Consider the following 22,696-nt stretch of genomic DNA (forward strand, 5'->3'; position numbering starts at 1 on the left):
TCTCGGAAAACAGCGGCATCACGAATGCAGGGTGAACAACACCTGTGGTTCGATGGTCAAGGCGATCATCGCGCCGGCCCCGTAAATCACGCCATCGGTGCTGTCCACCAACAACGGCTGGGGAGCGCCGACATCCACCAACAGACGGCTTTGGGCCCCTTGGAAAAACTGGCCGACAAGACGTCCGCGTAGTTGCCCCTGGCAGTCCATCACCCGCAAATGTTCGGGGCGGCAATACACCGTCGTGGGTAGATCGCGGCCATCCCAGGGCAATTCGCCGCCGCTGACTTTCAAGCCATGGGGGGAGCCTTCGATCACCGAAAAGGCATTGAGGTTGCCCACGAAACTGGCGACGAAAGCGTTGGCCGGCTGCTGATAGATTTCCCGCGGACTGGCCAATTGCGCGACGCGGCCCTGCTCCATCACCAGAATGCGATTCCCCAGCGCCATGGCTTCTCCCTGGTCGTGGGTGACGAACACGGCGGTGATTCCCAGGCTGCGCAACAGCTGATCCAACTCGCTGCGCAAGCGCTCACGCAACTGCGCATCCAGCGCCGCCAAGGGTTCGTCGAGTAGCAACAGCCGCGGCCGCGGGGCCAGGGCGCGGGCCAGGGCGACCCGCTGGCGCTGACCGCCGGACAACTCGTGAATGCTACGTTTGCCATGGTCATGCAGGCCGACCAACTCCAGCAGCTCCGCGCAACGCTTGTTGCGTTCGCAGGGCGACATGCCGCGAATCTTCAGGCCGTAGATGATGTTGCCGGCCACATCCAGATTCGGAAACAAGGCGTAGTTCTGGAAGACCATGCCCACATTGCGGCGCTCGATCGGCAGCTGCGTGACATCGTTGTCGCCAAAAAATATCTGCCCCACATCCGGACGTTCCAGACCGGCAATCAGCCGCAGGGTGGTGGTTTTACCGCAGCCGGACGGGCCGAGAACCGCCAGGGTTTCTCCAGCCTCGATGCTCAGGTCCAGGTCATGCACGGCGACTGTGCCGTCAGCGAATGCCTTGCGGCACCCCTGTAGGCGAATGGTGGTTCCGCTCATCGATTTTCTCCACGGGAGAGACGCGCGCCGATGGCCTGCAACGCAATAAGCAGCGGTACGATCATCAGCAAAAATATGAGGGTGTAGGCACTGGCGACTTCCAGCCTGGCCGAGGCATAGCTGTCGGCCAGACCCACCGGCAATGTCTTGGTCATCGGCGTGTGGAGCATCCAGGTCAGGTTGAACTCACCCAACGACAGGGTGATCACCATCAACACGCCGGCGAGAACCCCCGCCCGGCAGTTGGGCAGCACCACACTGAAGAACCGCCGGATCGGCCCGGCGCCCAGGCTGGCCGCCGCCTCCTCGAGGACCGGCAGATGCTGGCGCTGCATCACCGCCATCACCGGACGCACCAGAAACGGCAGGGTAAACAGCACATGGCCGACCAGAATGAACAGCCAACTGCTGCGAAACCCGCCAAATTGGCCATAGGTCAGCAACAATGCCAGCGCGCTGGCCAGACCGGGCATGGCGACCGGCAGCACCATCAGTTCCTCGAACGCGCGGCTGAAGCGATTGTTCATCCGGACCAACGCATAAGCCGCCGGCACGCCAACCACACAGACACATAGCGCACAGGCTAGCGCCAGTTGCAGGGAGAGCCAGACGGTCGGCGAGTAGGCCTGCCAGACTTGCACCAGCCAATCGAATGTCAGACCGCTGGATATTCCCTGGAAATAATTACGGGTCAACCCGGCCAGCAGCGACATCAGCACGGGCACCAGCATGAAGGCGCAAACCAGCATTGTGAAAACCAATTGCCCGACAAACAGCGTTGAGCGCTTCACAGGACCGCCCTCGATTCTTTGACCAACCGCCGGGTCAGCAACAGCACAGTCCAGGTCACCACGCCCAGCACCACCGACAGCGCCGCGGCCACGGCGAAATTGGCGTAATTGGTGAACAGGTTATAGATCGCCACCGGAGTCACGTTCAGCCGAGTACCCAGGGTGAAGGCCGTGCCGAACGCGCCCATGGAGGTGGCAAAGCAGATCGCGCCACACGAGACCAATGCCGGCGCCAGACCGGGCACGATGACGTCGCAGACCACTCGCCAATGACCCGCCCCCAGTGAATGGGCGGCTTCTTCCAGGCTGCGATCCAGGCTTTCACAAGCCGCCATCACTGTGAGAATTACCCGCGGAATCGAGAAGTACAGGTAGCCGACAAACAATCCCGTCAGCGAGTAGGCAAAAATCCAGCGCTCACCCGCCAGCTCAAGGCCAAGGGTGGCGAACAACCCCTGGCGACCGCCCAGCATGATCACCAGGAAGCCGACCACCACGCCGGGAAACGCCAGCGGAAAGGTCAACAAGGCGACCAGTGCCGAACGGCCGAAGAAGCGCTGGCGAGTGAGAAACACGCCACTGATGCCGCCCACCAACAGCGCCGCAAGAGTCACCAAGAGGGCCAGCATGCAGGTTTGCGCCAGGCTGCCCAGGTATTGCGCGCTACCCAGCACCTGCCAATAGCCGCTGTCGCGGCCGTCGCGACTTTGCCCACCCAGCACAATGAGGTGGGCCAGCGGCAATAACCAGAACGCTGCCAGCAGCGCTGCGGCTGGCGCCAACGCCCAGGCAGCGGTCGGCCGCAAGCGCGGCACAATGGCCGGCCTCGACTGAACGTCCGGCGTGATTCCTATCGAGGCCTTCACTTACTTGACCTCTTTCAGATAACGCGCGGAGAAGGCTTCCTGCACCGCTGCCATCTGTTCATAGTTGACCACGCCGGCCCGGGCGTAATCGCTGTCCGGCAGGAACTGCGCGGCGACATCCGCCTCTATCTGGGTCGCCCGCACCGGCCGCAGGTACGCCTTGGCCCACAGTGCCTGGCCTTGATCGGACAGGACGAAATCCAGGACCTTCTCGGCATTGGCCCGATGCGGGGCATTGCCTGCCATGCTCATCACATAAGGCACGCTGATGCTGCCTTCCTTGGGAATCACGAACGCGACGTTGGCGTGGTCCTTGTAGCGCGCCCGATAGGCATTGAAGTCGTAATCGACCAGAATCGGCAACTCGCCGGACAGTACCCGGGCATAAGCCGTCTGCTTGGGCACGATGGGGGCGTTTTTCGCCAGTTTCTGGAAGTAATCGATCGCCGGAGCAAAGTTTTCCAGGCTACCGCCCATGGCCTGGTTGATGGCCACCGCGGAGACATAACCGACAAAAGCACTGGACGGGTCGAGGTAGCCGACCATGCCTTTGTATTCCGGTTTGAGCAGATCGTTCCAGCCTTGCGGCACCGGCAAGCCACCCAATGCATCGACGTTGACCATGATGCCCAACGTGCCGGAGTGAATCGCAAACCAGTGACCTTCCGGGTCTTTCAAACCAGCGGGAATCTGCTCCCAACCCTTGGGTTTATAGGTGTCGACCACACCGGCCCTTTGCGCCTGCAAACCGAAGGTGACGCCGTAATACACCACGTCAGCCACCGGTGCGGCTTGTTCGGCGACCAGCTGCGCCAATGCCTGGCCTGAGTTCTTGTTGTCCAGAGGGACCTGCACGCCAGTGGTATCGGCAATCGCCTTGAGCTGCGTGGCCCAGTCCGCCCACTCCGGTGGGCAGTTGTAGCAAATGGCCGTTTCAGCGGCCTGGGCCAGGCTGACCGCGCCACAGAGCAGCAATGCCGCCAGGGTTTTATTGAAGCGGATCATCAAGTGTCTCCTCGTAGGGTCGAGTGCTTTCGCCCGGCCGGATATGGCAACTCAGGCAATGGGAAACCGCGGCGGCGCCTGCGATCTGCGCCAGCAACTGATCGATCACGGTATACGCCAGCGTCGCGATGGGTTGAACGACGCTGCACAGTGTCGGGTGCATCTGGGTACCCAGGGCGATGCCGTCAAAACCAATGACCGACAGCTGCCGGGGTACGTGCCAGCCGTTGCGCCGCAGTTCGGCAATCAGGCTGATTGCCAGCAAATCGTTGGAACAGACCAGCGCACTGAGCGCTTGCGGACCGTGTAGAAACGGCTCGATAGCGGCGAAGTCAGCCTGGGTATGGGCGGGCATTTCGATCACCGGCAGGCGGTCGAGGCCGGCCTCACGCATCGCATCGCAATAACCGGAGTAACGCAGGCGAGCGCGGTCGGACTGCATGGCGGGGCCTGCGACCATGCCGATCCGCCCATGCCCCGCGTCCAGCAGATAACGGGTGGCAAGCGCCATGCCTGCGCGGTTGTCCACCGACACGCTGCTGTAGTCAGGATGATCGGGCTGGTGATAGGCCAGGACAAAAGGTGTGTCTTCGCTGACAAGGCTTTTCAGCACCCGGCTCCGATCAGCATCCGTGACCGTCAGGACCAGACCATCGACGCGCTGACGCAACAGTTCCTCGACCACCGCGCTTTCACGTTCGCTGCTGTAGCCAGTCGTTGCCAGCAACAGGTTGTAACCGCGTAAGCGCGCAGCGCGTTCCATCGCCTGGAATTGCTCGGCGAACACCGGGTTGAGCAGATTGGGAACCACGACCCCAATCAGTCTGGTGGTTTGCAGACGTAGTTGGCGGCCGAGACGATTGGGCCGAAAACCCAATTGCCGCGCGGCGGCGAATACTTGTTCGCGAGTGCTCGGGCGTACCACTTCAGGGGAGGAAAAGGCTCGCGCCGCGGTTGCCCGCGAAACACCAGCCAGCCGTGCTACCTCTTTCAAATCAGTCATGTTCGCTCGTTTGAGATCGATCTCATTGGCGATGACATTACTCAAGGAACATGGCGTTCCCGCGATCAAGAGATGACAATTCGATGTCAGACTTCCCTCGCCTACCTCGACTCAGTCCGAGGCCAAAGCTCAGGTTGCTATCAGTGGAGCCGGCAAAACTGGAATTACGAGCGCAGAATGACCTTCATCCGCTCGTCGGCTGCCGCCGAGCCGAAGATCTCGGCGTAGCGCAACGTGGCGTTGGCGTGCTCGCGCATGATGGCTTCGGCACGCGCGCCCTGGCGGTTGACCAACGCATCGAACACCGCATGGTGCTGCATATGGGCGTAGTTGAAGCGCCGATATTCGCGAAGCATGTCATGCCGATCCACCGCCAAGGCGGTTACCGAGGCGAACGGCAAGTGATCGTTGCGCGCCAGGGCGTCGGCGATGGCCGGGTTGTGGCTGCCTTCGACGATCACCTGGTGAAAACGCATATTGAGGTCGTGATAGAGCTCAAGGTCCTCAATGGTCACATAGCCCTTGTCGAACAACTGATCACCTTGCGCCAGGCACTGCTCAAGGGTCGTCCGGGCTTCGTCCGACAGTCCGCGCTCGGCGGTCTGGCGCGCCGCCAGGCCTTCGAGGACACCGCGCACTTCGACCGCACCGGCAATATCATCGGGGTTGACGCAACGCACCTGAAACCCGCGCCCGCCAAAACGCACCAGCAAGCCTTCCTGCTCCAGCGTACGGAACGCCATGCGCACCGGCATCCGCGAGACGCCGAAAAGCTCCGCCGTGGGGTTCTCCATCAGCCGTTCGCCAGCCGCCAATTCGCCAGAGGCGATCATCTTGCGCAGCGCGACCAGCACCGTTTGACCGGGCTTACTCATCCAGGCGACTTCCAGAAAGGTGGGTCGCCATAGTAACGCAAGGTTTGCGCTGACTGCAGGGCGCTCTTTGCCGATCGGCCAACGACGCCCTGCTTCAGCCTGGATACACGGGATTTTCGATCAACAAGGCCATGCCCTGCCCGCCGCCGACACACGCAGCCGCGATGCCATAACGCAGATTGCCCTCACGCAACTGCCTGGCCAGGCTCAGCACCAGGCGCAAACCACTGGCAGCCAAGGGATGACCCAAGGCAATCGAACCACCGCGCCGATTGAGCCGGTCGCCGTCCAGTCCCAGCACCTGGGCCGCCTGCGCTTCGTTGATTTCCAGCAAGCCGATGTCGGCCAGGGCCAGCCCGCTGCGCTGCAGCAGCAACTGGATCGCCAGCGCCGGGATCCCTTGCGGCACGCCACTGTAAAGGCCGATATGGCGGGGCAGCAGATAGGCATCGAAACTGGCCTGGGCCATGGAGCCGGCGAGCACGCTGTCGACTGCTGCCGGATCGATGGCGGCGCGAGCCAGCACCTCGCGCCCGACCTTGATCCCCAGGTCGATCGGCGAGACCTCGGCCAATGCCCCGCCGAGATCGACCCAAGGCGTGCGCAGAGCGTCGAAAACCGCCACATCGCGAAAGCTCGAATACTGTCCCACGCTGTTCACGGTTGAGGCCCGGCACGCAGGATGGAAGGCTCTTCGCCGCGATACAGCGCTTCGACCTTGTCGGCGCGCCACTGCAACACCGCACGCTGATTGATCGAGCCCTTGTCGGTGATTTCACCACGGTCTATGGAGGCAGGCTGATCGAGCAGCGCGATCCACTCCAGGCGGCTGGCATTACCGCTGGCGTCGCGGTTGAGCCGTTGCAACCAGTCGTTGAACCACAGGCGCACAGGCACGCTGGCCAGGACCTCGATGTCGCTGGCGTCCGGACTCAAACCGGCCAGACGTCGACATTCATACAAGCGGGGAAAGACCAGCGCCCCCAGGCACTCGCGATCCGGCGCGGCCACCACCAGGTCCTGGACATAGGGCGAACCTTCGAGCACCGCGCGATTGCGCAAGGGGCCGACGCTGACAAAGACCCCAGAGGACAACTTGAAGTCCTCGGCAATCCGCCCGTCGAACATCAGCCCCAGTTGTGGGTTCCGCGGATCCGCGAGCTTGAGGGCATCGCCGGAACAGTAGAAACCCTGCGCGTCGAAGACTTCGGCGGTCTGCTGCGGCGCGCGCCAGTAACCCGGCATGATGTGCGGCCCGCGAAAACGCCCCTCCAGCTTGCCATCCACCGGCACCAAACGCACTTCACAACCCGGGGCCGGCAAACCGATGTAACCGGCCATGGACAACGGCCCGGTGGTGAAGGTGCAGGACGGCGCCGCCTCGGTCATGCCGAGCCCGGCCATCATGCGAATACGTTCGCCACAGTGCGCTTCGGCAACCCGGTCCAGACGGTCCCAGACCCGCTGGGACAATCCGGCGGCGGCGAAAAAGAACAGCTTCATGCGGGAGAAGAAACGTTCACGCAACTCAGCGTCCTGCTCCAGGGCGCTGACCAGTTCCTCCCAGCCCTTGGGCACGGTCAGGTAGGCGGTGGGCGACACGTCCTTGAGGTTGCGCAATGTTTCGGCAAACCCCTGGACGGTGGGCTTGCCGTCGTCCAGGTAAAAGGTCCCGCCGTTGTACAACACGATGCCTACGTTGTGGCTACCGCCGAAGGTGTGATTCCACGGCAGCCAGTCCACCAGCACCGGCGGTTCTTCGCCGAACACCGGGAAGGTCTGCAACAGCATCTGCTGATTGGCGCAGAGCATGCGCTGGGTGGTCACCACCGCCTTGGGCAGCTTGGTGGACCCTGAGGTAAACAGAAACTTGGCGATGCTGTCGGGCCCGGTGGCGGCAAACGCGGCGTCGGCTTCGGCCGCGCCAGATTGTTGCAACAGGCTGGCAAAGCGTGTCTGCGGACGTCCCTTGATATCGCCTCGCACGCTGATCAACGGCGTATCGAGCGGCAACACCGCCTCGATCGCCCGCTGGAAAGCCGTGACGTCACTGACGAACACAAGCCCCGGCTGCAACAGATGGCAGACATGCCGCAGCTTGGCGAAATCCTGGGACAACAACGAATAGGCCGCAGAGATCGGGCAGTAGGGAATGCCGGCGTACATGGCGCCCAGGGCAATCTGCAAATGTTCGATATCGTTGCCCGAGAGGATCGCCAGCGGGCGCTCGGCCGAAAGACCATAAGGCAACAAGCCCTGGGCAATGGCACGGACACTGGCCAGCATCTCGGCGTAACTCACCCGCCGCCAGTCACCGCCGTCCTGGCGCGCCGCGACAAAGGTCTGTTGCGGGCGAACCTCGGCCCAATGCACCAGGCGATCGAGCAAGCGAGCAGGCAACTCGGCCAGGGGTTCGAGGGAGCGCATGGACAGGATGCCCTGCTCTTCGCGGACCTCGACCGCGGGATGACCGATGGACACTTGGCGATACAGCGGCGCATTGGCCTCGGCCTGGGGTGGTGATCTGAATTCGGAACTCACGTGCTTGTCCTCCATCAAGGCATGCCAGCGGTGCTCGGGGAAGCACTCCACCGTGGTATGGCAGCCGGTGACTGCAGTCTTGTTATTGTTATGTCCGCCCTGCACGCAGGCGGCGACAGGTGCTCAGATCGGGTAGTACCGCGGCCCACTCTGCAAGGTCACCCAGCGCAATTGGGTGAACTGCTCGATGGCCGCCTTGCCGCCAAAACTGCCATAGCCGCTGGACTTGACCCCGCCGAAGGGCATCTGCGCCTCGTCGTGAACGGTCGGGCCGTTGATATGACAGATGCCCGATTCGACCCGCTGGGCCAAGGCCAGGGCACGGCGGGTGTCACGGCCACGGCGGCATCGGCATCTTCCAGGGTGGCGGCGGCAACTCGCGACACGACTGCGCCGGTCACCGGATGACGTCGTTCAAAGGTTCGTCCGTCTCGAGCGGGGCACGACTGGCCGCCGATCAGCAGGGGCACGTCCAGCATGGTGATTCCTCTTTATTGTCTTTATCGGGAATACGTTCAAGCGGTATGAGCACGGTGTACAGCCGGATGCGCCGGCTGTACGTCACGTGTTTCAGCGTTTATACGCCTGCAGGCCGGGCTTGATGCTCTTGTCGTCGAGAAACTGCTTCATGCCCTGCTCGCGACCGCCTTCGGTGTCCAGCAAGCGCGACTGATCGAGCTTGGCGTACAGGTAATCCTCGTTCTGCTCCCAGGTCAGTTCGCGGCAGCGTTTAAAGCCATGCTTGGCGGCGCGCAGGACCACCGGGTTTTTCTCCAGCAGGTTGCGCGCCAGCGCCACGGTGACTTCACGCAGTTGCGCCAGCGGTACACTTTCGTTGACCAGCCCCATCTCGGCGGCTTTCTGTCCGCCAAAGGTCTTGCCGGTCATGATGTAGTACAGCGACTGGCGATGCCCCACCGTATCGGCCATGGCTTTGCTCACCAGGTTGCCCGGTGGGATACCCCAGTTGATTTCCGAAAGACCGAAGGTCGCTTCGTCGGCGCAGATCGCCAGGTCGCAAGCCACCAACGGGCTGAAGCCACCACCGAAGCACCAGCCATTGACCATCGCAATGGTCGGTTTGGTGTACATGCGCAGCAGCTTCCATTGCCATTGCGAGGCTTCGCGGCGGATTTTTTCCTGAAGGATCTCCGGGCCGGCGTCCACTTCGCGAAAGTACTCCTTGAGATCCATGCCGGCGGTCCAGGCCTCACCGGCACCGGTCAGCACCAGCACGCCGGCGGCAGGATCCTGCTCCAGGGTTTCCAGCACATCGATCATTTCCCGGTTCAGGGTCGGACTCATGGCATTGCGTTTTTCAGGGCGATTGAGAATCACCCAGGCAATGCCTTCCTCGATTTCGACCTTGACGGTTGTCCAGCGACCTTCGTAATTGCTCATGGCGGGGCTCTCTTGTTCTGGGCCTGAAGATGAGTAGAAACTAAACCCGAAAATTAGTTATGTCAATTAACCATTAACAAAATTAACTTAGCTCAAGTAGCCCCTGGATTCCTTGTTACGTATGGGATTTCGCAAGAGAACATGGCTATCCCCGATCAATCACGGCAAACTAGATAGTCTTCTTAACCGCCAGCCTGAGGATCCATCCTGCAATGGCCAAGTCTTCCAAGATTGCCGTCGCCCCCGAGCCCCCTGCCGACAACGCCGAAACCCAGGCGCCACTGGATGCCGCCCTGGACGACCTGATCGGTTACGCCATGCGCCGGGCGCAGTTGAAGTTGTTCCAGAATCTGATTGAACGGCTCTCGACCCACGACTTACGGCCGGCGCAGTTCTCGGCCCTGGCGATCATCGACCAGAGTCCCGGGCTGATGCAGGCCGACCTGGCCAAGGCATTGGCCATCGAGCCGCCCCAGGTGGTACCACTGCTGAACAAACTGGAAAGCCGAGCGCTGGCGGTGCGGGTGCGCTGCAAGCCGGACAAGCGTTCCTATGGGATTTTTCTCAGCAAGACCGGCGAGACCCTGCTCAAGGAGCTGAAACAGATCGCCGCCGAGAGCGATCTGGATTCCACCTCCGCCCTCGACAGTCAGGAACGCGAAGAACTGCTCAGGCTGCTGAAGAAGGTCTATCAGCAGTAGCCGCGGACGCCGCCGCACCCGCGCGGGGCTTCCAGCAGCGGTCCACTGAAGGTCAGGCCGAGTTTACTGACTCAAGGTGCAAACCCGGTTTATGACTGCGCATCCATCTCCTCCCAAACCGCCTCAGCCAGATGGAAGGTGGCATTGGCCGCGGGAATGCCGCAATAGATCGCGCTCTGCATCAACACTTCCTTGATCTCGTCGCGGCTCACACCATTGTTTTTCGCGGCGCGCAAGTGCAGGCGCAATTCCCCCTCGCGGTTCATGCCGATCAGCATGGCGATGGTGATCAGGCTGCGGGTGTGCCGTGGCAGCCCGGGACGGGTCCAGATATCGCCCCAGGCATGCCGGGTAATCATCTCCTGGAACTCGCCATTGAACGGGGTCAGTTTTTCAAGACTGCGATCCACATGGGCATCGCCGAGCACTTCGCGGCGTACTTTCATGCCGGCGTCATAACGTTGTTGTTCGTCCATTGCAGGGTCCTTGTCTAAGGTTTGAAGGCATGATGTTCGGCCACCGCACGCTGGACCCAGCGCTGTGACTGCCCCAGGTAATGGGCCGGATCCAGCAGACGATCCAGCGTCTCGGCGGACAGTTGCGCGGTCACGTGCGGTTCGGCACCGAGCACCTGTCGCAGGTGTTCGCCCTGCTCTACCGCACGGCGGCAGCATTGTTCAATCAGATGGTGCGCCGCATCACGGCCGATACGCTGGGACAAGGCGATGCTAACGGCCTCCGCCAGCACCAGCCCCTTGCTCAGCTCCAGGTTTTGCAACATGCGTCCGGCGTCGACTTCCAACCCGGGTACCACCTGCAAGGCCTGCTGCAGCGCGCCGGACACCAGGCAACAGAGCTCCGGCAAGGTTTCCCATTCGGCATGCCAGAGGCCGAGGCTGCGCTCATGTTCTTGCGGCATTGCGCTGAACATCGTCGCCACCAGGCCGGGCGCCCGGGTTGCCGCGCCGATCATGACCGCCGCGCCGACCGGGTTGCGCTTGTGCGGCATGGTCGAGGAACCGCCCTTGCCGGGCGCGGCCGGCTCGAAGACCTCGCCCGCTTCCGTCTGCATCAGCAAACTGAGATCGCGCCCGACTTTACCCAAGCTGCCAGCGATCATGCCCAGCAGGCTGGCGAACTCCACCAGCCGATCACGCTGGGTGTGCCAAGGCTGCTCGGGTAAGTGCAGATTCAATTCACCCGCCAGGGCTTCGGCCACCGCGAAAGCCTGCTCGCCCAGGGCAGCCAGGCTGCCGGAGGCGCCACCGAATTGCAGGCACAGCAAACGTGGTTTGATTTCAACGAGGCGCTGGCGATGACGCGTGACAGCGCCCAGCCAACTGGCGACTTTCATGCCCAAGGTCACGGGAGTCGCTTGTTGCAGCCAGGTGCGCCCGGCCAGCGGCGTGTTCGCGTAGCGCGTGGCCTGCTCGGCGAGCGCATCGGCCAAACGCGCCAGATCGCGCTCCAACAGCTCGATGGCTGAACGCAGTTGCAGTATCAGGCCACTGTCCATCACGTCCTGACTGGTGGCGCCCATATGCACGTAGCGTTCAGCGGTTGGGTTAGCCACGGCAAGCTTTTTACCCAGCGCCTTGACCAACGGAATTGCCGAATTACCGGCATTGCCGACGGCGACGGCCAACTCATCAACGTCGAACAATGGCGCGCGACAGGCGGCTTCGATATCGCCAACCACCTCCTGGGGAATCAGCCCTACACTGGCTTCGGCGCGCGCCAGGGCGGCTTCGAAATCGAGCATGCCTTGCAGCCGGCCTTGATCGGAAAAAATGGCCCGCATCGCCGGCTGGGTGAAATAGGCATCGAAAAGTTGATTCGTCGGTCTGTTCAAACCACAGCTCCAGGATTCATGAAAATCAGTGAGGGGCTTTCAGGTAGCATCCGCATGGCTGACCAGTCCTTTGATCAGCACCGCGAGGGTCGCCAACGCCGCCGGTACCACCAGGGCGGTCAACACCTGCTCGAAGTTCCAGCCCAGGCCCAATAATGTCGCCCCGGCCCAGGCCCCAAGAATCGCGCCGAAACGACCAATGCCGAGCATCCACGACACGCCAGTGGCACGGCCCTGGGTGGGGTAGAAGCGCGCGGCCAGCGAGGGCATCGCCGATTGCGCGCCGTTGATGCACATGCCGGCCAACAGCACCAAGGCGGCCAATACACCGACATGGCCCAGGCTCTGTCCCACCAGCCAGGCGAATACGCCAGCCAACAGGTAGGCAATGCCGATGACCTTGTGCGGATTGAATTTGTCCATCGCCCAACCCACGCCCACCGCGCTGAGCACACCGCCAAACTGAAACAGCGCACCGATAAAGGCCGATTGCTCCATGCTTGCGCCGCTGTCACGCATCAGGGTCGGCAACCAGCTGGTCAGCAGGTAGACGATTACCAGACCCATGAAATAGGTCAGCCACAGCAACAAGGTCCCAGCGCTATAGCTAGCGGAGAAAATCACCTTCAACACGTTGCGGCTCCGCACCACCGCCTGTTCCGGCACGCTGAAGCCGGTGGCCGCCGCGACGTCCAGCGGCGCGATCGGTGCCAGCACCTGGCGAATCCGCTCCACGCCGCGATTGCGCACCACCAGAAAGCGAGCCGACTCCGGCAACCGGAACAACAGCACCACGGCCAGTACCAGGGGCAAAATCCCGCCGAGCATCAGCAGGCTGTGCCAACCCAGTAGCGGGATCAACTTCGCCGACACGAACCCGCCGCAGGCCATGCCCAGATTGAAGCCGCAGAACATGCTGGTTACCAGCAACGACTTCAGGCGTTCCGGGGTGTATTCGGACAGCAGCGTGGTGGCATTGGGCATCGCTGCCCCAAGGCCCAGGCCGGTCAGCAAGCGCAAGGCCAGCAATTGATCGATATTGCTGCTGTAGGCTGAGAGCAGACTGAACACGCCAAACAGAAACACCGCCACCACCAGCACCACCTTGCGCCCGAAACGGTCGGCCAAGGGGCCGGAACCCAGGGCGCCGAAGACCATGCCGATCAGTGCCGCGCTCATGACCGGGCCCAGACTGGCGCGATCGATGCCCCAGTCCTGGCTCAAGGCAGGAGCGATAAAACCCATCGCCGCCGTGTCCAGGCCGTCGAGAAATACGATCAGAAAACACAGCAGCACCACCCGCCATTGATAGCGGGACAGTGGCTTGGTATTGATCAACACCTGAACATCAAGCGTGCCCATCACAGGCACAGGGGCTAATAACGACATACAGACATTTCCTTCTTATTATTATCGGGTCGCTTGCCTCGGCAAACGCCATACCACAGCACGCACACCGCGACCTCAGAAGTCGAAGAACACCGTTTCCGCATCACCCTGGACATGAATGTCAAAACGATAGGCCAGCTTGCCGTCGACCGTGCAGCGCCGGGCAATCAGGGTTTCACGGCGTTGCGGCTGTTCGATCAGATTCAATACCGGATCGAGTGCATTGGCCTGGGCCTCGTCGTCGAAGTACAGGCGGGTCTGCAAGTGGATATTGATGCCCCGGGCAAACAGCGAAACATTGATATGGGCCGCCATGGGCACACCCGCGGCGTTGTTCAGCGTGCCGGGCTTGATGGTTTTCAGCGTCCACTCGCCGACATCCGTGGTCGCGGTCCGGCCAAAGCTGTTGAAGGGCTTTTCCAGATCGTAGTCGCTGTCGTAGACGCCTTCGTGGTTGGCCTGCCAGAACTCCAGGAACGAGTCGCGAATCAAATGGCCATTGCCGTCGTAGACGTGCCCCATCAGCACGATATGCTCGCCCGGCGCCCCGGGTTTGGCCATTTCGTTCCAGATTTCCTGCTCGCGGGGCGGATTGCCCGCCGCCTCCAGCGCCAGGCCGATATGCACGTAAGGACCGGCGGTTTGCGAAGGGGTTTCAGGCAAAAGTTGAACGGGCATGGGCGTGCCTCCTCAGCAGTTTTCGAAGTGGGTCTTGCGCTGGCCGCGCAGAACGATGTCAAAGCGATAAGCCAGGCAATCCATGGGATTGGCCAGGCTCATATCGAGCCGGGCAATCAGGCTCTGCACCGCGTCCGGATTGGCGATCGACTTGACGATCGGGCACATCGGGATAAGCGGGTCGCCTTCGAAATACAGCTGGGTGATCAAGCGCGTGGCAATCGACGGGCCACTGATGGAGAAGTGGATATGCGCCGGACGCCAGTCGTTGGGACCATTGCGCCACGGGTACGGGCCGGGTTTGACCGTGCGGAAACTGTAGTTGCCGTCACGGTCGGTCAAGGCCCGGCCGACGCCGCCGAAATTCGGGTCGATGGGTGCCAGATAGCTGTCTTTCTTGTGCCGGTAGCGACCACCGGCATTGGCTTGCCACATTTCCACCAGGGTATGCGGGATCGGCTTGCCGTACTGGTCACAGACCCGCCCGGCAACGATGATGCGCTCGCCGATGGGCAGGCCGCCCTGGTTGAAGTTCAGCAGCAGATCGTTATCGTGCCGCCCCCTCTTCAGGTGGGAAAAATCCGGGCCGCTGGTTTCAGACAGAGATTGGGGAATGCTCACCAGGGCCTGGCGCGGGGAGCGCAGGATCGAGGTCTTGTAGTCAGGCGTCAGGGCTTTGGGGTGCCAATTGCGGTCACGAATGACGAAGCGGCTGTTGTCCGCATCAGACATACCGGTCTCCTTATTGTTAGAGGTAAAGCTGCATGGCTAGCAGTCTGTACCTCAGTCTCCCCGGATAGAGCGCCCTGCAAAACTGAAAAAACCGACCCTATCCATATCCAAATGGTTATGGATAACGACCCTCGCGGTATGCCTGTCCCACCTCGCGCAGCACCTCCACACACCATTGCGCCGCCAGCGGCATCGGCAGCGCCGGATTGCTGCACAGTCCCACCGAGCCACCCGGTTCGCGAATGCCCAACTCCAGCTCCACCAACTCCCCTCGCCCCAGGTCCTGCCTGACCGCATCGAAAGGCGCGACCCAGATTGCCTGGCTGCATTGCACGTAACGCCGGCTCAGGGTCAATGACAGAGTTTCCAGGCGCTGGCGCGGGGGACTGATGCCGTGCTGCACAAACAGGCTGTCGGCGAACTGGCGAATCGTCGTCCCTGCCAGCGGCAATACCAACGGATAGTCTTCGAGGTTTTTATGCGCCAGTGGATCGGCCAACAGCGGATGGCCGCTGCGCACCACCAGGGTCATGGATTCGCTATACAGATGCTCGAACGCCAGCCCGAGGATCTGCGGGCTGTCCGTCATGCGTCCGACCACCAGATCCAGCTCTCCCACCCGCAGTTGCGACAACAGGTACGCACTCGGCCCGGTGACCACACTGACCACCAATGCGGGATGCCGGGCGTGCAAACGGCAGACAACCTCGGGCACCAGTACGCTTTCCACGGTCGACAGCACACCGAGTCTCGCGCTGATCGGCTCGTGCTCGCCGGAACGCAGGCTATTGACCCCTTCACGCAGCGCCTGGACGCTGGGGCCGGCGTAACGCAGAAAGGCTACCCCGGCCTCGGTCAGCGCCGCGCCGCTTTTGCTGCGCACGAACAAGCTGGCGGCCAGCAAGGTTTCCAGCTCCTTGAGGGTCTTGGAGAGTGCCGGCTGGCTGATCGCCAGTTTGTCTGCGGCACGCGCCAGGCTGCCCTGACGCGCCACCTCGAGAAAGCACACCAGATGACGAAATTTGATTCGGGTATCGATATTCACCGCAGTTCGCTGCCTTCGGGGTCTAGTCTGGCATCCGCTAACGCTGGATCCGGAATTGTTTCGGTGACTGCCCCGTGCCGCGCTTGAAAAAGCGCGAGAAGTAGGCCGGTTCGGAAAAACCCAGGCGGTCCGACACCTGGTTGATGGTCATGGCGGTGTAGACCAGATCGCGCTTGGCTTCCAGCAGCAGTCGCTGGTTGATCATCTGCAAGGCCGATTGCCCACAGAGGCGTCGGCACAGGGCATTGAGGTGCGCCGTGCTGATCCCCAGCGTCGCCGCATAGTGCTCGATGGGCAGATGCTCGCGAAAGCGCAGTTCCAATGTCCGGGTGAACAGCTGTAAATGCTCGCGACCACGCTCAAGCGGCAGCGCGTCCGGCGGCGAGCGTTCCAGACTACGGCGACTGAGCCAGATGGACAGCACCGTGATCAACGATTGCAGCATCGGATCACGGCCGGGCTGATGTTGGCTGTATTCCCGAGTGATGGCTGAAAACAGCGTGTCCAGATACGGATGCGCGGAGCCGATCAGGTAACAGGCCGCCGTGGTCAACACCGGACTGTTGAGCGAAGCGCCGAGCTGTTCGGCCAAGGGCTGCGCCAGACTGAGCACGTGGCCTTGAATATCCAGGGAGAACTTGAAGGTGTGCACGCTCAACGCCGGCACGACTTGCAACGAGGGCGAATCAATGTGCTGGATCTCGTCTTCGACTTGCAGCGTCGCCCGTCCCGCCTGCACATACAGAAGCTGCACCAGGTCGCTGTGTCGATGGGGTTTTATTTCCCAGCCGTGCAGTTGGCTACGCTCGGGGATCGACTCGCAATGAATCAGGTCGGGCGTCGGCCAGGCGCGGGTCTCGCCATAGAGTTTGAACACCGGAACAGGCATAGCCAATGATTTCGACATCTCCCGCCCCTTGCGACGATCCACGGAAAGTCCATGGAATGCGTCGGATATTGCCTTCATATCCACGCTTTAGCCACTAAAAATACAGGAGACAAAAACAACAGTGCCCGGTAAGGCCTCACGGCTTCAACGGCACCCAACAGGACACTCCCCATGAAAACCCAAGTCGCTATCATCGGCTGCGGCCCGTCCGGCCTTTTGCTCGGTCAACTGCTGCATCGCGCGGGCATCGACAACATCATCGTCGAACGCAAGAACCCCGAATACATCCTCTCGCGCATTCGCGCCGGTGTACTGGAACAAGGCCTGGTCGAGTTGTTGCGCGAAGCCGGTGTCAGCGAGCGCATGGACGCCGAAGGCCTGGTGCACGAAGGCTTCGAACTGGCCTTCGACGGACGCTGTGAACGCATCGACCTCAAGGCACTGACCGACGGTAGAACGGTCATGGTCTACGGCCAGACCGAAGTCACCCGTGACTTGATGGAGGCCCGCGCCACCGTGGGTGCCATGACCTTTTATGACGCCGAAAATGTGCAGCCCCACGGCATGCAAAGCGACAGTCCTTACGTGACCTTCGAGCATCACGGCGAGACCGTCCGCCTGGACTGCGACTACATTGCCGGCTGTGACGGCTTTCACGGTGTCTCCCGACAATCGATACCGCCAGAGACGCTGAAGACTTTTGAACGGGTTTATCCCTTTGGCTGGTTGGGGATTCTGGCCGACACCCCGCCGGTCAACCATGAGCTGATCTACTCCAACCATGAGCGTGGCTTCGCCCTGTGCAGCATGCGCTCGCCGACACGGACCCGTTATTACCTGCAAGTGGGTGCAGAGGAAAAGGTCGAGGACTGGTCGGACGAACGTTTCTGGGAAGAGCTCAAGTGCCGCTTGCCGGCCACTATCGCCGCGCAACTGGTCACCGGGCCCTCGATTGAAAAGAGCATCGCCCCCTTGCGCAGTTTTGTCGTCGAGCCCATGCAATATGGTCGCCTGTTCCTGCTCGGCGATGCGGCCCATATCGTGCCACCCACCGGCGCCAAAGGCCTGAACCTGGCGGCGAGCGATGTCAGCACGCTGTACCGCATCCTGCTCAAGGTTTATCGCGAAGGGCGTACCGACCTGCTGGAACGGTACTCGTCAATCTGCCTGCGCCGGGTCTGGAAAGCCGAGCGTTTCTCCTGGTGGATGACCTCGATCCTCCACCGTTTTCCCGGGACCGACACTTTCAGCCAGCGTCTCCAGAAGAGCGAACTCGATTACTTCACAGGCTCGGCCGCCGGACGCAAGACGATTGCGGAAAACTATGTCGGGCTGCCGTATGAAGCCATCGAGGCGATCAAAAGTTCGCCGGCGTGTTCGCGCTGACGATCTCGGCTTCATCCTGGCCGATGTTGCGAAAGCTATGGGGCAGCGTCGTCGGGAAGTAATACCCGTCCCCCGCCGTCAGCACGCTGATCTGGCCGTCCACAGTCAACTCGATAGTGCCGCGGGTGACCAACCCGCACTCCTCGCCTTCGGCATGCACGATCGGTTCTGCACCTGAACCAGCCCCGGGAGCGTACTGCTCGCGCAACATTCGCATTTGCCGGCCAGATACCGGGGCGCCGACCAGCAGCAGCCTCAGTCCATCACGGCCCAAATCAGGTTGTTCATTGGCGCGAAAGATATAGCGTTGCTCCTTCACCGGCTGATCGAAAGAGAAGAAGTCCGCCAGGGTCATGGGAAACCCTTCGAGGAGTTTTTTCAACGAACTGACAGAGGGGCTGACGCGGTTCAATTCGATCAACGAAATCGTTCCATTGGCCAGACCGCTGCGCCTGGCCAGCTCCCGCTGGGATATTTTGTAACTTTCTCGCACAAGCTTGAGTCGTGAACCCGTATCCATGACAGCCCTATTTAGAACCTGAGGATTGCGAGGGATGGCCAGCAGGTGCCGTACGAAAAAGTTTCCGCGCCCTCAAATGTGTCAGCTGATTAGATCATGTTTGAGCAAGGGTGCCCATGCCGAATACGGGGTCCTGCCTGTCTTGAGTATTCGCTCAATAAATTGCGGCGTTGGCGCCCTGCTGATACTCGCGAGGCGTACAACCGAACTCACGACGAAACACGGTGTGCAGGTATTGAGCCGATTTGAAACCGCAATTCTGGGCGATGTCGGCAATCGCCGAATCGGTGTTTTCCAGTCCGTTGGCCGCCGCTGCCAGTTTGAAGCGCAGGATCTCGTCGTGCACGCTGCAGCCGCGCACCTTGCGAAAGTGTGATTCCAGCGATGAGCGCGACACCCCCACATACCCCGCCACCTGCGCGGTCTTGATGCCCTGGCAGGCGTATTGGCGGATGAACAGCAATGCTTGCATGACGTAGGGATCGCCCAACGGTTGATGCAGACTCGAGGCCTGCACATTGATCGCATCAGGGGCTATCAGTATCTGCGTGCCCGTGGACGGCATACCGTGGAGCATCTGGTGGAGCAGGCGCGCGGCGGTCCAGCCCATGGTTTCAGTGCCTTGAACCACTGAACTCAGCGGCACCCTGGTCAGGCTGCGAGTCAGCGGGTCGTTGTCGATGCCGATCAACGCCACCTGCTCCGGCACGGCGATCCCGGCGGTCAGGCAGGCTTGCAGCAACTGCCGGGCGCGGGCGTCACTGACAGCGATGATGCCGATGGGTTTGGGCAGGCTTTGCAACCAGGCAATCTGCTGTTCGACGGCGCTGTCCCAGAGCGGCGCGCTGGTGCCCATGCCGCGATAGACCTCGGCGTGCAAGCCATCGCGCCGCAGCAGCCGGCGAAAGGCTTTTTCCCGCTCCTGCGCCCAGCGATTGGCCTGAGCTTCAGGCAGGCTGAAGCAGGCAAACCGCGTCAACCCGGCCTCGATCAGGTGCTCGTACGCCAACTTCATCAACGCATGATTGTCAGTAGCAACATAGGGAATGCCTTTCGGATAGGCGCGCTCGTCCTGATAGGACCCGCCCACCGCCACTACCGGCAACTTGATCGCGGCCAGCGCCTCGCCGATCAGCGGGTCGTCGAAGTCGGCAATGATCCCATCACCCTGCCAGCGCTCGATCCCCTTCAACCGACAGAGAAAATCCTCTTCAAGAAACAAGTCCCAGGACGCGCGCGTGCTGCTCAGGTAGTTACCGATGCCACTGATGATGCCGCGATCGTAGATCTTGCCGCCGTTGAACAACAGCGCAATGCGGTGAACGGGCGGGACGCTCTTCATTATTTTTACACTGAGCCGGTAAACACAGAGGCGATCAACACAGACTAGGCGCCGGAACGACGAATCTCAATACGCAAAATCGAACTGCGTGTTGGTCATTTTCATAATCAGCAGCCACAAGGCCGTTGCTAGTATCGGGACACAGCCAAGAACAACAAGGAAATTGCCCATGCCTTTCTTCCCCGCTGTCGACAAGATTCGCTACGAAGGTCCCACCAGCGACTCGCCCCTTGCTTTCCGACATTACGACGCCAACAAGCTCATCCTCGGCAAACCCATGCGTGAGCACCTGCGCATGGCGGCCTGCTACTGGCACACCTTTGTCTGGCCGGGGGCCGATATGTTCGGTGTCGGCACCTTCAAGCGCCCCTGGCAGCACGCCGGGGATCCGATGGAGCTGGCCATCGGCAAGGCCGAAGCGGCCTTCGAGTTCTTCTCCAAACTGGGCATCGACTACTACAGCTTCCACGACACGGATGTCGCCCCGGAAGGCAACTCGTTGAAAGAGTACCGCAACCACTTCGCGCAGATGATCGACCACCTGGAGCGCCATCAGGAGCAAACCGGGATCAAGCTGCTGTGGGGGACCGCCAACTGTTTCAGCCACCCACGCTTTGCCGCGGGCGCCGCCAGCAACCCGGACCCGGAAGTGTTCGCCTGCGCCGCCGCCCAGGTCTTCAGCGCCATGAACGCGACCCAACGCCTCAAAGGGGCCAACTACGTCCTCTGGGGCGGCCGTGAAGGTTACGAAACTCTGCTCAATACCGATCTGAAACGCGAGCGCGAACAATTGGGCCGCTTCATGCGCATGGTGGTCGAGCACAAGCACAAGATCGGTTTCAAAGGTGACCTGCTGATCGAACCCAAGCCCCAGGAACCGACCAAGCACCAATATGATTACGACAGCGCCACGGTCTTCGGTTTCCTGCATCAGTTCGGCCTGGAAAACGAGATCAAGGTCAATATCGAGGCCAACCACGCGACCCTGGCCGGGCACAGCTTCCATCACGAGATCGCCACGGCGGTCTCGTTGGGGATCTTCGGCAGCATCGACGCCAATCGCGGCGATCCGCAGAACGGCTGGGACACCGACCAGTTCCCCAACAGCGTCGAGGAGATGACCCTGGCCACCTACGAAATCCTCAAGGCCGGTGGGTTCACCCATGGCGGGTTCAACTTCGACTCCAAAGTCCGTCGCCAGAGTCTGGACGAGGTTGATCTGTTCCACGGCCATGTCGCCGCCATGGATGTTCTCGCCCTGGCTCTGGAGCGCGCGGCGGCCATGCTGCAGAACGACCCACTCCAGCCATTCAAGGATCAACGCTACGCCGGCTGGCGGCAGCCGTTCGGGCAGGCGCTGCTGGCGGGTGACTTCAGCCTCGGATCGCTGGCCGAACATGCCTTCGCCAACGAACTGAATCCGCGGGCGGTCAGCGGTCGGCAGGAGATGCTCGAAGGCCTGGTGAATCGGTTTATCTACCCCTGACAGCAGGTAAACCTTGGCGGCGTTGTGACATTCTCGCGACAAATCCATGCTCGCGGCGTCCGGCGACGCTCTACAGTTCCACCGGCAGCTTATTCATCGTCAGGCAGTGTCTTTCAAACAACAATAAAAGGACGCACCATCATGAACACACTAAAACGCACGCTGCTCGCCAGCGCTCTTGCCCTGCTCTCGCTACCGGTCATGGCCGATGCCGCCCACCCGAAGATCGGCTTCTCCATCGATGATCTGCGTCTGGAACGCTGGTCACGAGACCGTGATTACTTCGTCGCGGCGGCGGAAAAAATGGACGCCAAAGTCTTCGTACAATCGGCCGATGCCAACGAGCAGAAGCAGATTTCGCAGATTGAAAACCTCATTTCCCGTGGCGTCGATGTGATCGTCATCGTGCCATTCAACGCCACCGTGCTGACCAACGCCGTCGCCGAAGCCAAGAAGGCCGGGATCAAGGTGGTGTCCTATGACCGACTGATCCTCAACGCCGATATAGACGCCTACATTTCCTTCGATAACGAAAAGGTCGGCGAGATGCAGGCCAGCGGCGTGTTGAAAGCGGCCCCCAAGGGCAACTATTTCCTGCTCGGTGGCGCCCCCACGGACAACAACGCCAAGGTCCTGCGCGAAGGTCAAATGAAAGTGCTGCAACCGGCCATCGACAAGGGTGACGTCAAGATTGTCGGCCAGCAGTGGGTGAAGGAATGGAACGCCACCGAAGCCCTGAGCATTGTTGAAAATGCCCTGACCCGGAACAACAACAAAATCGATGGCATCGTCGCCTCCAACGACGCCACCGCCGGGGGCGCGATCCAGGCACTGGCCGCGCAGCAAATGGCCGGAAAGGTACCGATCTCGGGTCAGGACGCAGACCTGGCAGCGGTCAAGCGGGTGATCGAGGGCACCCAGACCATGACCGTCTACAAGCCGCTGAAACTGATCGCTTCGCAAGCCGCCAAGCTCTCGGTGCAACTGGCGCGTAACGAGAAACCCACCTACAGCTCGCAATACGACAACGGCAGCAAAAAAGTCGACACCATCCTCCTCACCCCGACCCCGTTGACCAAGGACAACATCGACCTGCTGGAAAAGGACGGGTTTTATACCAAGGCGCAGATTGCCGGACAGTGAC

22 protein-coding genes and 1 pseudogene are annotated in these 22,696 nt (G+C 61.3%); 4 read left to right on the top strand and 19 right to left on the bottom strand.

Features of this window, described 5'->3' with window-relative positions; translation table 11 throughout:
• Positions 1-18 precede the first annotated feature (18 nt).
• The 10 genes and pseudogenes from AC07VG_RS02075 to AC07VG_RS02120 all read right to left on the bottom strand — a co-directional run bounded on the left by AC07VG_RS02075 (position 19) and on the right by AC07VG_RS02120 (position 9,532).
• On the bottom strand, positions 19-1,050 hold the full coding sequence (locus tag AC07VG_RS02075; protein ID WP_495000421.1) for an ABC transporter ATP-binding protein: 1,032 nt from the start codon (positions 1,048-1,050) through the stop codon (positions 19-21).
• Entirely contained in the window at positions 1,047-1,841 is a 795-nt protein-coding gene (locus AC07VG_RS02080; RefSeq protein WP_495000420.1) for an ABC transporter permease, read from the bottom strand. Before AC07VG_RS02080 ends, AC07VG_RS02075 begins: the two co-directional genes overlap by 4 nt.
• Positions 1,838-2,695, bottom strand: coding sequence for an ABC transporter permease (locus AC07VG_RS02085; protein ID WP_495020463.1), 858 nt, complete (start codon positions 2,693-2,695; stop codon positions 1,838-1,840). Before AC07VG_RS02085 ends, AC07VG_RS02080 begins: the two co-directional genes overlap by 4 nt.
• A gap of 12 nt (positions 2,696-2,707) precedes the next feature.
• Positions 2,708-3,712: an ABC transporter substrate-binding protein gene (locus tag AC07VG_RS02090; protein WP_495000419.1), complete on the bottom strand. Its 1,005-nt coding sequence runs from the start codon at positions 3,710-3,712 to the stop codon at positions 2,708-2,710.
• Entirely contained in the window at positions 3,696-4,715 is a 1,020-nt protein-coding gene (locus AC07VG_RS02095) for a LacI family DNA-binding transcriptional regulator (RefSeq protein WP_495000418.1), read from the bottom strand. The genes AC07VG_RS02090 and AC07VG_RS02095 overlap by 17 nt, the downstream gene beginning before the upstream one ends.
• 164 nt (positions 4,716-4,879) lie before the next feature.
• Complete coding sequence (locus tag AC07VG_RS02100) at positions 4,880-5,590, bottom strand: GntR family transcriptional regulator (RefSeq protein WP_495000417.1); 711 nt, start codon at positions 5,588-5,590, stop codon at positions 4,880-4,882.
• A gap of 94 nt (positions 5,591-5,684) precedes the next feature.
• On the bottom strand, positions 5,685-6,251 hold the full coding sequence (locus AC07VG_RS02105) for a thiolase family protein (protein WP_495000416.1): 567 nt from the start codon (positions 6,249-6,251) through the stop codon (positions 5,685-5,687).
• The gene (locus tag AC07VG_RS02110; RefSeq protein WP_495000415.1) at positions 6,248-8,131 is read right to left on the bottom strand and encodes a feruloyl-CoA synthase; all 1,884 of its coding nucleotides are present in this window, start codon (positions 8,129-8,131) and stop codon (positions 6,248-6,250) included. The genes AC07VG_RS02105 and AC07VG_RS02110 overlap by 4 nt, the downstream gene beginning before the upstream one ends.
• 123 nt (positions 8,132-8,254) lie before the next feature.
• Positions 8,255-8,467, bottom strand: a pseudogene (locus AC07VG_RS02115) (aldehyde dehydrogenase family protein); the annotation flags it as partial.
• Positions 8,468-8,701: 234 nt separating this feature from the next.
• Entirely contained in the window at positions 8,702-9,532 is an 831-nt protein-coding gene (locus AC07VG_RS02120; protein ID WP_248796427.1) for a p-hydroxycinnamoyl CoA hydratase/lyase, read from the bottom strand.
• A gap of 212 nt (positions 9,533-9,744) precedes the next feature.
• Here AC07VG_RS02120 and AC07VG_RS02125 point away from each other — a divergent pair, with 212 nt between their 5' ends.
• Positions 9,745-10,233, top strand: coding sequence for a MarR family winged helix-turn-helix transcriptional regulator (locus AC07VG_RS02125; RefSeq protein ID WP_495000414.1), 489 nt, complete (start codon positions 9,745-9,747; stop codon positions 10,231-10,233).
• 89 nt (positions 10,234-10,322) lie between these two features.
• Here the strand turns inward: AC07VG_RS02125 and pcaC are convergent, their stop codons facing one another.
• From pcaC to AC07VG_RS02160, 7 genes are all read right to left on the bottom strand, one after another.
• The gene (gene pcaC / locus AC07VG_RS02130; protein WP_495000413.1) at positions 10,323-10,709 is read right to left on the bottom strand and encodes a 4-carboxymuconolactone decarboxylase; all 387 of its coding nucleotides are present in this window, start codon (positions 10,707-10,709) and stop codon (positions 10,323-10,325) included.
• 14 nt (positions 10,710-10,723) lie between these two features.
• On the bottom strand, positions 10,724-12,085 hold the full coding sequence (locus AC07VG_RS02135; RefSeq protein ID WP_495020372.1) for a 3-carboxy-cis,cis-muconate cycloisomerase: 1,362 nt from the start codon (positions 12,083-12,085) through the stop codon (positions 10,724-10,726).
• 39 nt (positions 12,086-12,124) lie between these two features.
• The gene (pcaK, locus tag AC07VG_RS02140) at positions 12,125-13,474 is read right to left on the bottom strand and encodes a 4-hydroxybenzoate transporter PcaK (protein ID WP_495000411.1); all 1,350 of its coding nucleotides are present in this window, start codon (positions 13,472-13,474) and stop codon (positions 12,125-12,127) included.
• Positions 13,475-13,549: 75 nt separating this feature from the next.
• Complete coding sequence (gene pcaG, locus AC07VG_RS02145) at positions 13,550-14,152, bottom strand: protocatechuate 3,4-dioxygenase subunit alpha (RefSeq protein WP_495000410.1); 603 nt, start codon at positions 14,150-14,152, stop codon at positions 13,550-13,552.
• A 12-nt stretch (positions 14,153-14,164) separates the two neighbouring features.
• Entirely contained in the window at positions 14,165-14,884 is a 720-nt protein-coding gene (pcaH, locus tag AC07VG_RS02150) for a protocatechuate 3,4-dioxygenase subunit beta (RefSeq protein WP_495000409.1), read from the bottom strand.
• Between the two features lie 115 nt (positions 14,885-14,999).
• A complete protein-coding gene (pcaQ, locus tag AC07VG_RS02155) occupies positions 15,000-15,929 on the bottom strand; it encodes a pca operon transcription factor PcaQ (RefSeq protein ID WP_495000408.1) in 930 nt (309 codons plus the stop codon).
• 37 nt (positions 15,930-15,966) lie between these two features.
• The gene (locus AC07VG_RS02160; RefSeq protein ID WP_495000407.1) at positions 15,967-16,836 is read right to left on the bottom strand and encodes a helix-turn-helix domain-containing protein; all 870 of its coding nucleotides are present in this window, start codon (positions 16,834-16,836) and stop codon (positions 15,967-15,969) included.
• 153 nt (positions 16,837-16,989) lie between these two features.
• On the opposite strand from AC07VG_RS02160, the gene pobA reads away from it, so the two are divergent.
• Positions 16,990-18,204 carry a 4-hydroxybenzoate 3-monooxygenase gene (pobA, locus tag AC07VG_RS02165; protein ID WP_495000406.1) on the top strand — a complete coding sequence of 405 codons (1,215 nt, stop codon included), beginning with the start codon at positions 16,990-16,992 and terminating at the stop codon, positions 18,202-18,204.
• On the opposite strand, the gene AC07VG_RS02170 is transcribed toward pobA, so the two are convergent.
• Positions 18,176-18,724, bottom strand: coding sequence for a cupin domain-containing protein (locus AC07VG_RS02170; protein WP_495000405.1), 549 nt, complete (start codon positions 18,722-18,724; stop codon positions 18,176-18,178). The genes pobA and AC07VG_RS02170 overlap by 29 nt on opposite strands.
• Before the next feature lie 154 nt (positions 18,725-18,878).
• A complete protein-coding gene (locus tag AC07VG_RS02175; protein ID WP_495000404.1) occupies positions 18,879-20,066 on the bottom strand; it encodes a XylR family transcriptional regulator in 1,188 nt (395 codons plus the stop codon).
• A 169-nt stretch (positions 20,067-20,235) separates the two neighbouring features.
• Here AC07VG_RS02175 and xylA point away from each other — a divergent pair, with 169 nt between their 5' ends.
• Together xylA and xylF are read left to right on the top strand one after the other, a co-directional pair.
• The gene (gene xylA, locus AC07VG_RS02180; protein WP_495000403.1) at positions 20,236-21,552 is read left to right on the top strand and encodes a xylose isomerase; all 1,317 of its coding nucleotides are present in this window, start codon (positions 20,236-20,238) and stop codon (positions 21,550-21,552) included.
• A gap of 141 nt (positions 21,553-21,693) precedes the next feature.
• Complete coding sequence (gene xylF, locus AC07VG_RS02185) at positions 21,694-22,695, top strand: D-xylose ABC transporter substrate-binding protein (protein ID WP_495000402.1); 1,002 nt, start codon at positions 21,694-21,696, stop codon at positions 22,693-22,695.
• The last annotated feature ends 1 nt before the right edge of the window (position 22,696 follow it).

It is taken from the genome of Pseudomonas sp. GW821-FHT03C07 (assembly GCF_059420925.1).

Excerpts from the sequence above, each read along its gene's own strand:
- AC07VG_RS02120 (WP_248796427.1), bottom strand. The coding sequence starts at position 9,532 with ATGAGCAATTACGAAGGTCGCTGGACAACCGTCAAGGTCGAAATCGAG.
- AC07VG_RS02090 (WP_495000419.1), bottom strand. The coding sequence starts at position 3,712 with ATGATCCGCTTCAATAAAACCCTGGCGGCATTGCTGCTCTGTGGCGCG.
- pcaC (WP_495000413.1), bottom strand. The coding sequence starts at position 10,709 with ATGGACGAACAACAACGTTATGACGCCGGCATGAAAGTACGCCGCGAA.
- AC07VG_RS02100 (WP_495000417.1), bottom strand. The coding sequence starts at position 5,590 with ATGAGTAAGCCCGGTCAAACGGTGCTGGTCGCGCTGCGCAAGATGATC.
- AC07VG_RS02125 (WP_495000414.1), top strand. The coding sequence starts at position 9,745 with ATGGCCAAGTCTTCCAAGATTGCCGTCGCCCCCGAGCCCCCTGCCGAC.
- pcaH (WP_495000409.1), bottom strand. The coding sequence starts at position 14,884 with ATGTCTGATGCGGACAACAGCCGCTTCGTCATTCGTGACCGCAATTGG.
- pobA (WP_495000406.1), top strand. The coding sequence starts at position 16,990 with ATGAAAACCCAAGTCGCTATCATCGGCTGCGGCCCGTCCGGCCTTTTG.
- xylA (WP_495000403.1), top strand. The coding sequence starts at position 20,236 with ATGCCTTTCTTCCCCGCTGTCGACAAGATTCGCTACGAAGGTCCCACC.
- AC07VG_RS02095 (WP_495000418.1), bottom strand. The coding sequence starts at position 4,715 with ATGACTGATTTGAAAGAGGTAGCACGGCTGGCTGGTGTTTCGCGGGCA.
- AC07VG_RS02075 (WP_495000421.1), bottom strand. The coding sequence starts at position 1,050 with ATGAGCGGAACCACCATTCGCCTACAGGGGTGCCGCAAGGCATTCGCT.
- xylF (WP_495000402.1), top strand. The coding sequence starts at position 21,694 with ATGAACACACTAAAACGCACGCTGCTCGCCAGCGCTCTTGCCCTGCTC.
- AC07VG_RS02170 (WP_495000405.1), bottom strand. The coding sequence starts at position 18,724 with ATGGATACGGGTTCACGACTCAAGCTTGTGCGAGAAAGTTACAAAATA.
- AC07VG_RS02175 (WP_495000404.1), bottom strand. The coding sequence starts at position 20,066 with ATGAAGAGCGTCCCGCCCGTTCACCGCATTGCGCTGTTGTTCAACGGC.
- pcaK (WP_495000411.1), bottom strand. The coding sequence starts at position 13,474 with ATGTCGTTATTAGCCCCTGTGCCTGTGATGGGCACGCTTGATGTTCAG.
- AC07VG_RS02160 (WP_495000407.1), bottom strand. The coding sequence starts at position 16,836 with ATGTCGAAATCATTGGCTATGCCTGTTCCGGTGTTCAAACTCTATGGC.
- pcaG (WP_495000410.1), bottom strand. The coding sequence starts at position 14,152 with ATGCCCGTTCAACTTTTGCCTGAAACCCCTTCGCAAACCGCCGGTCCT.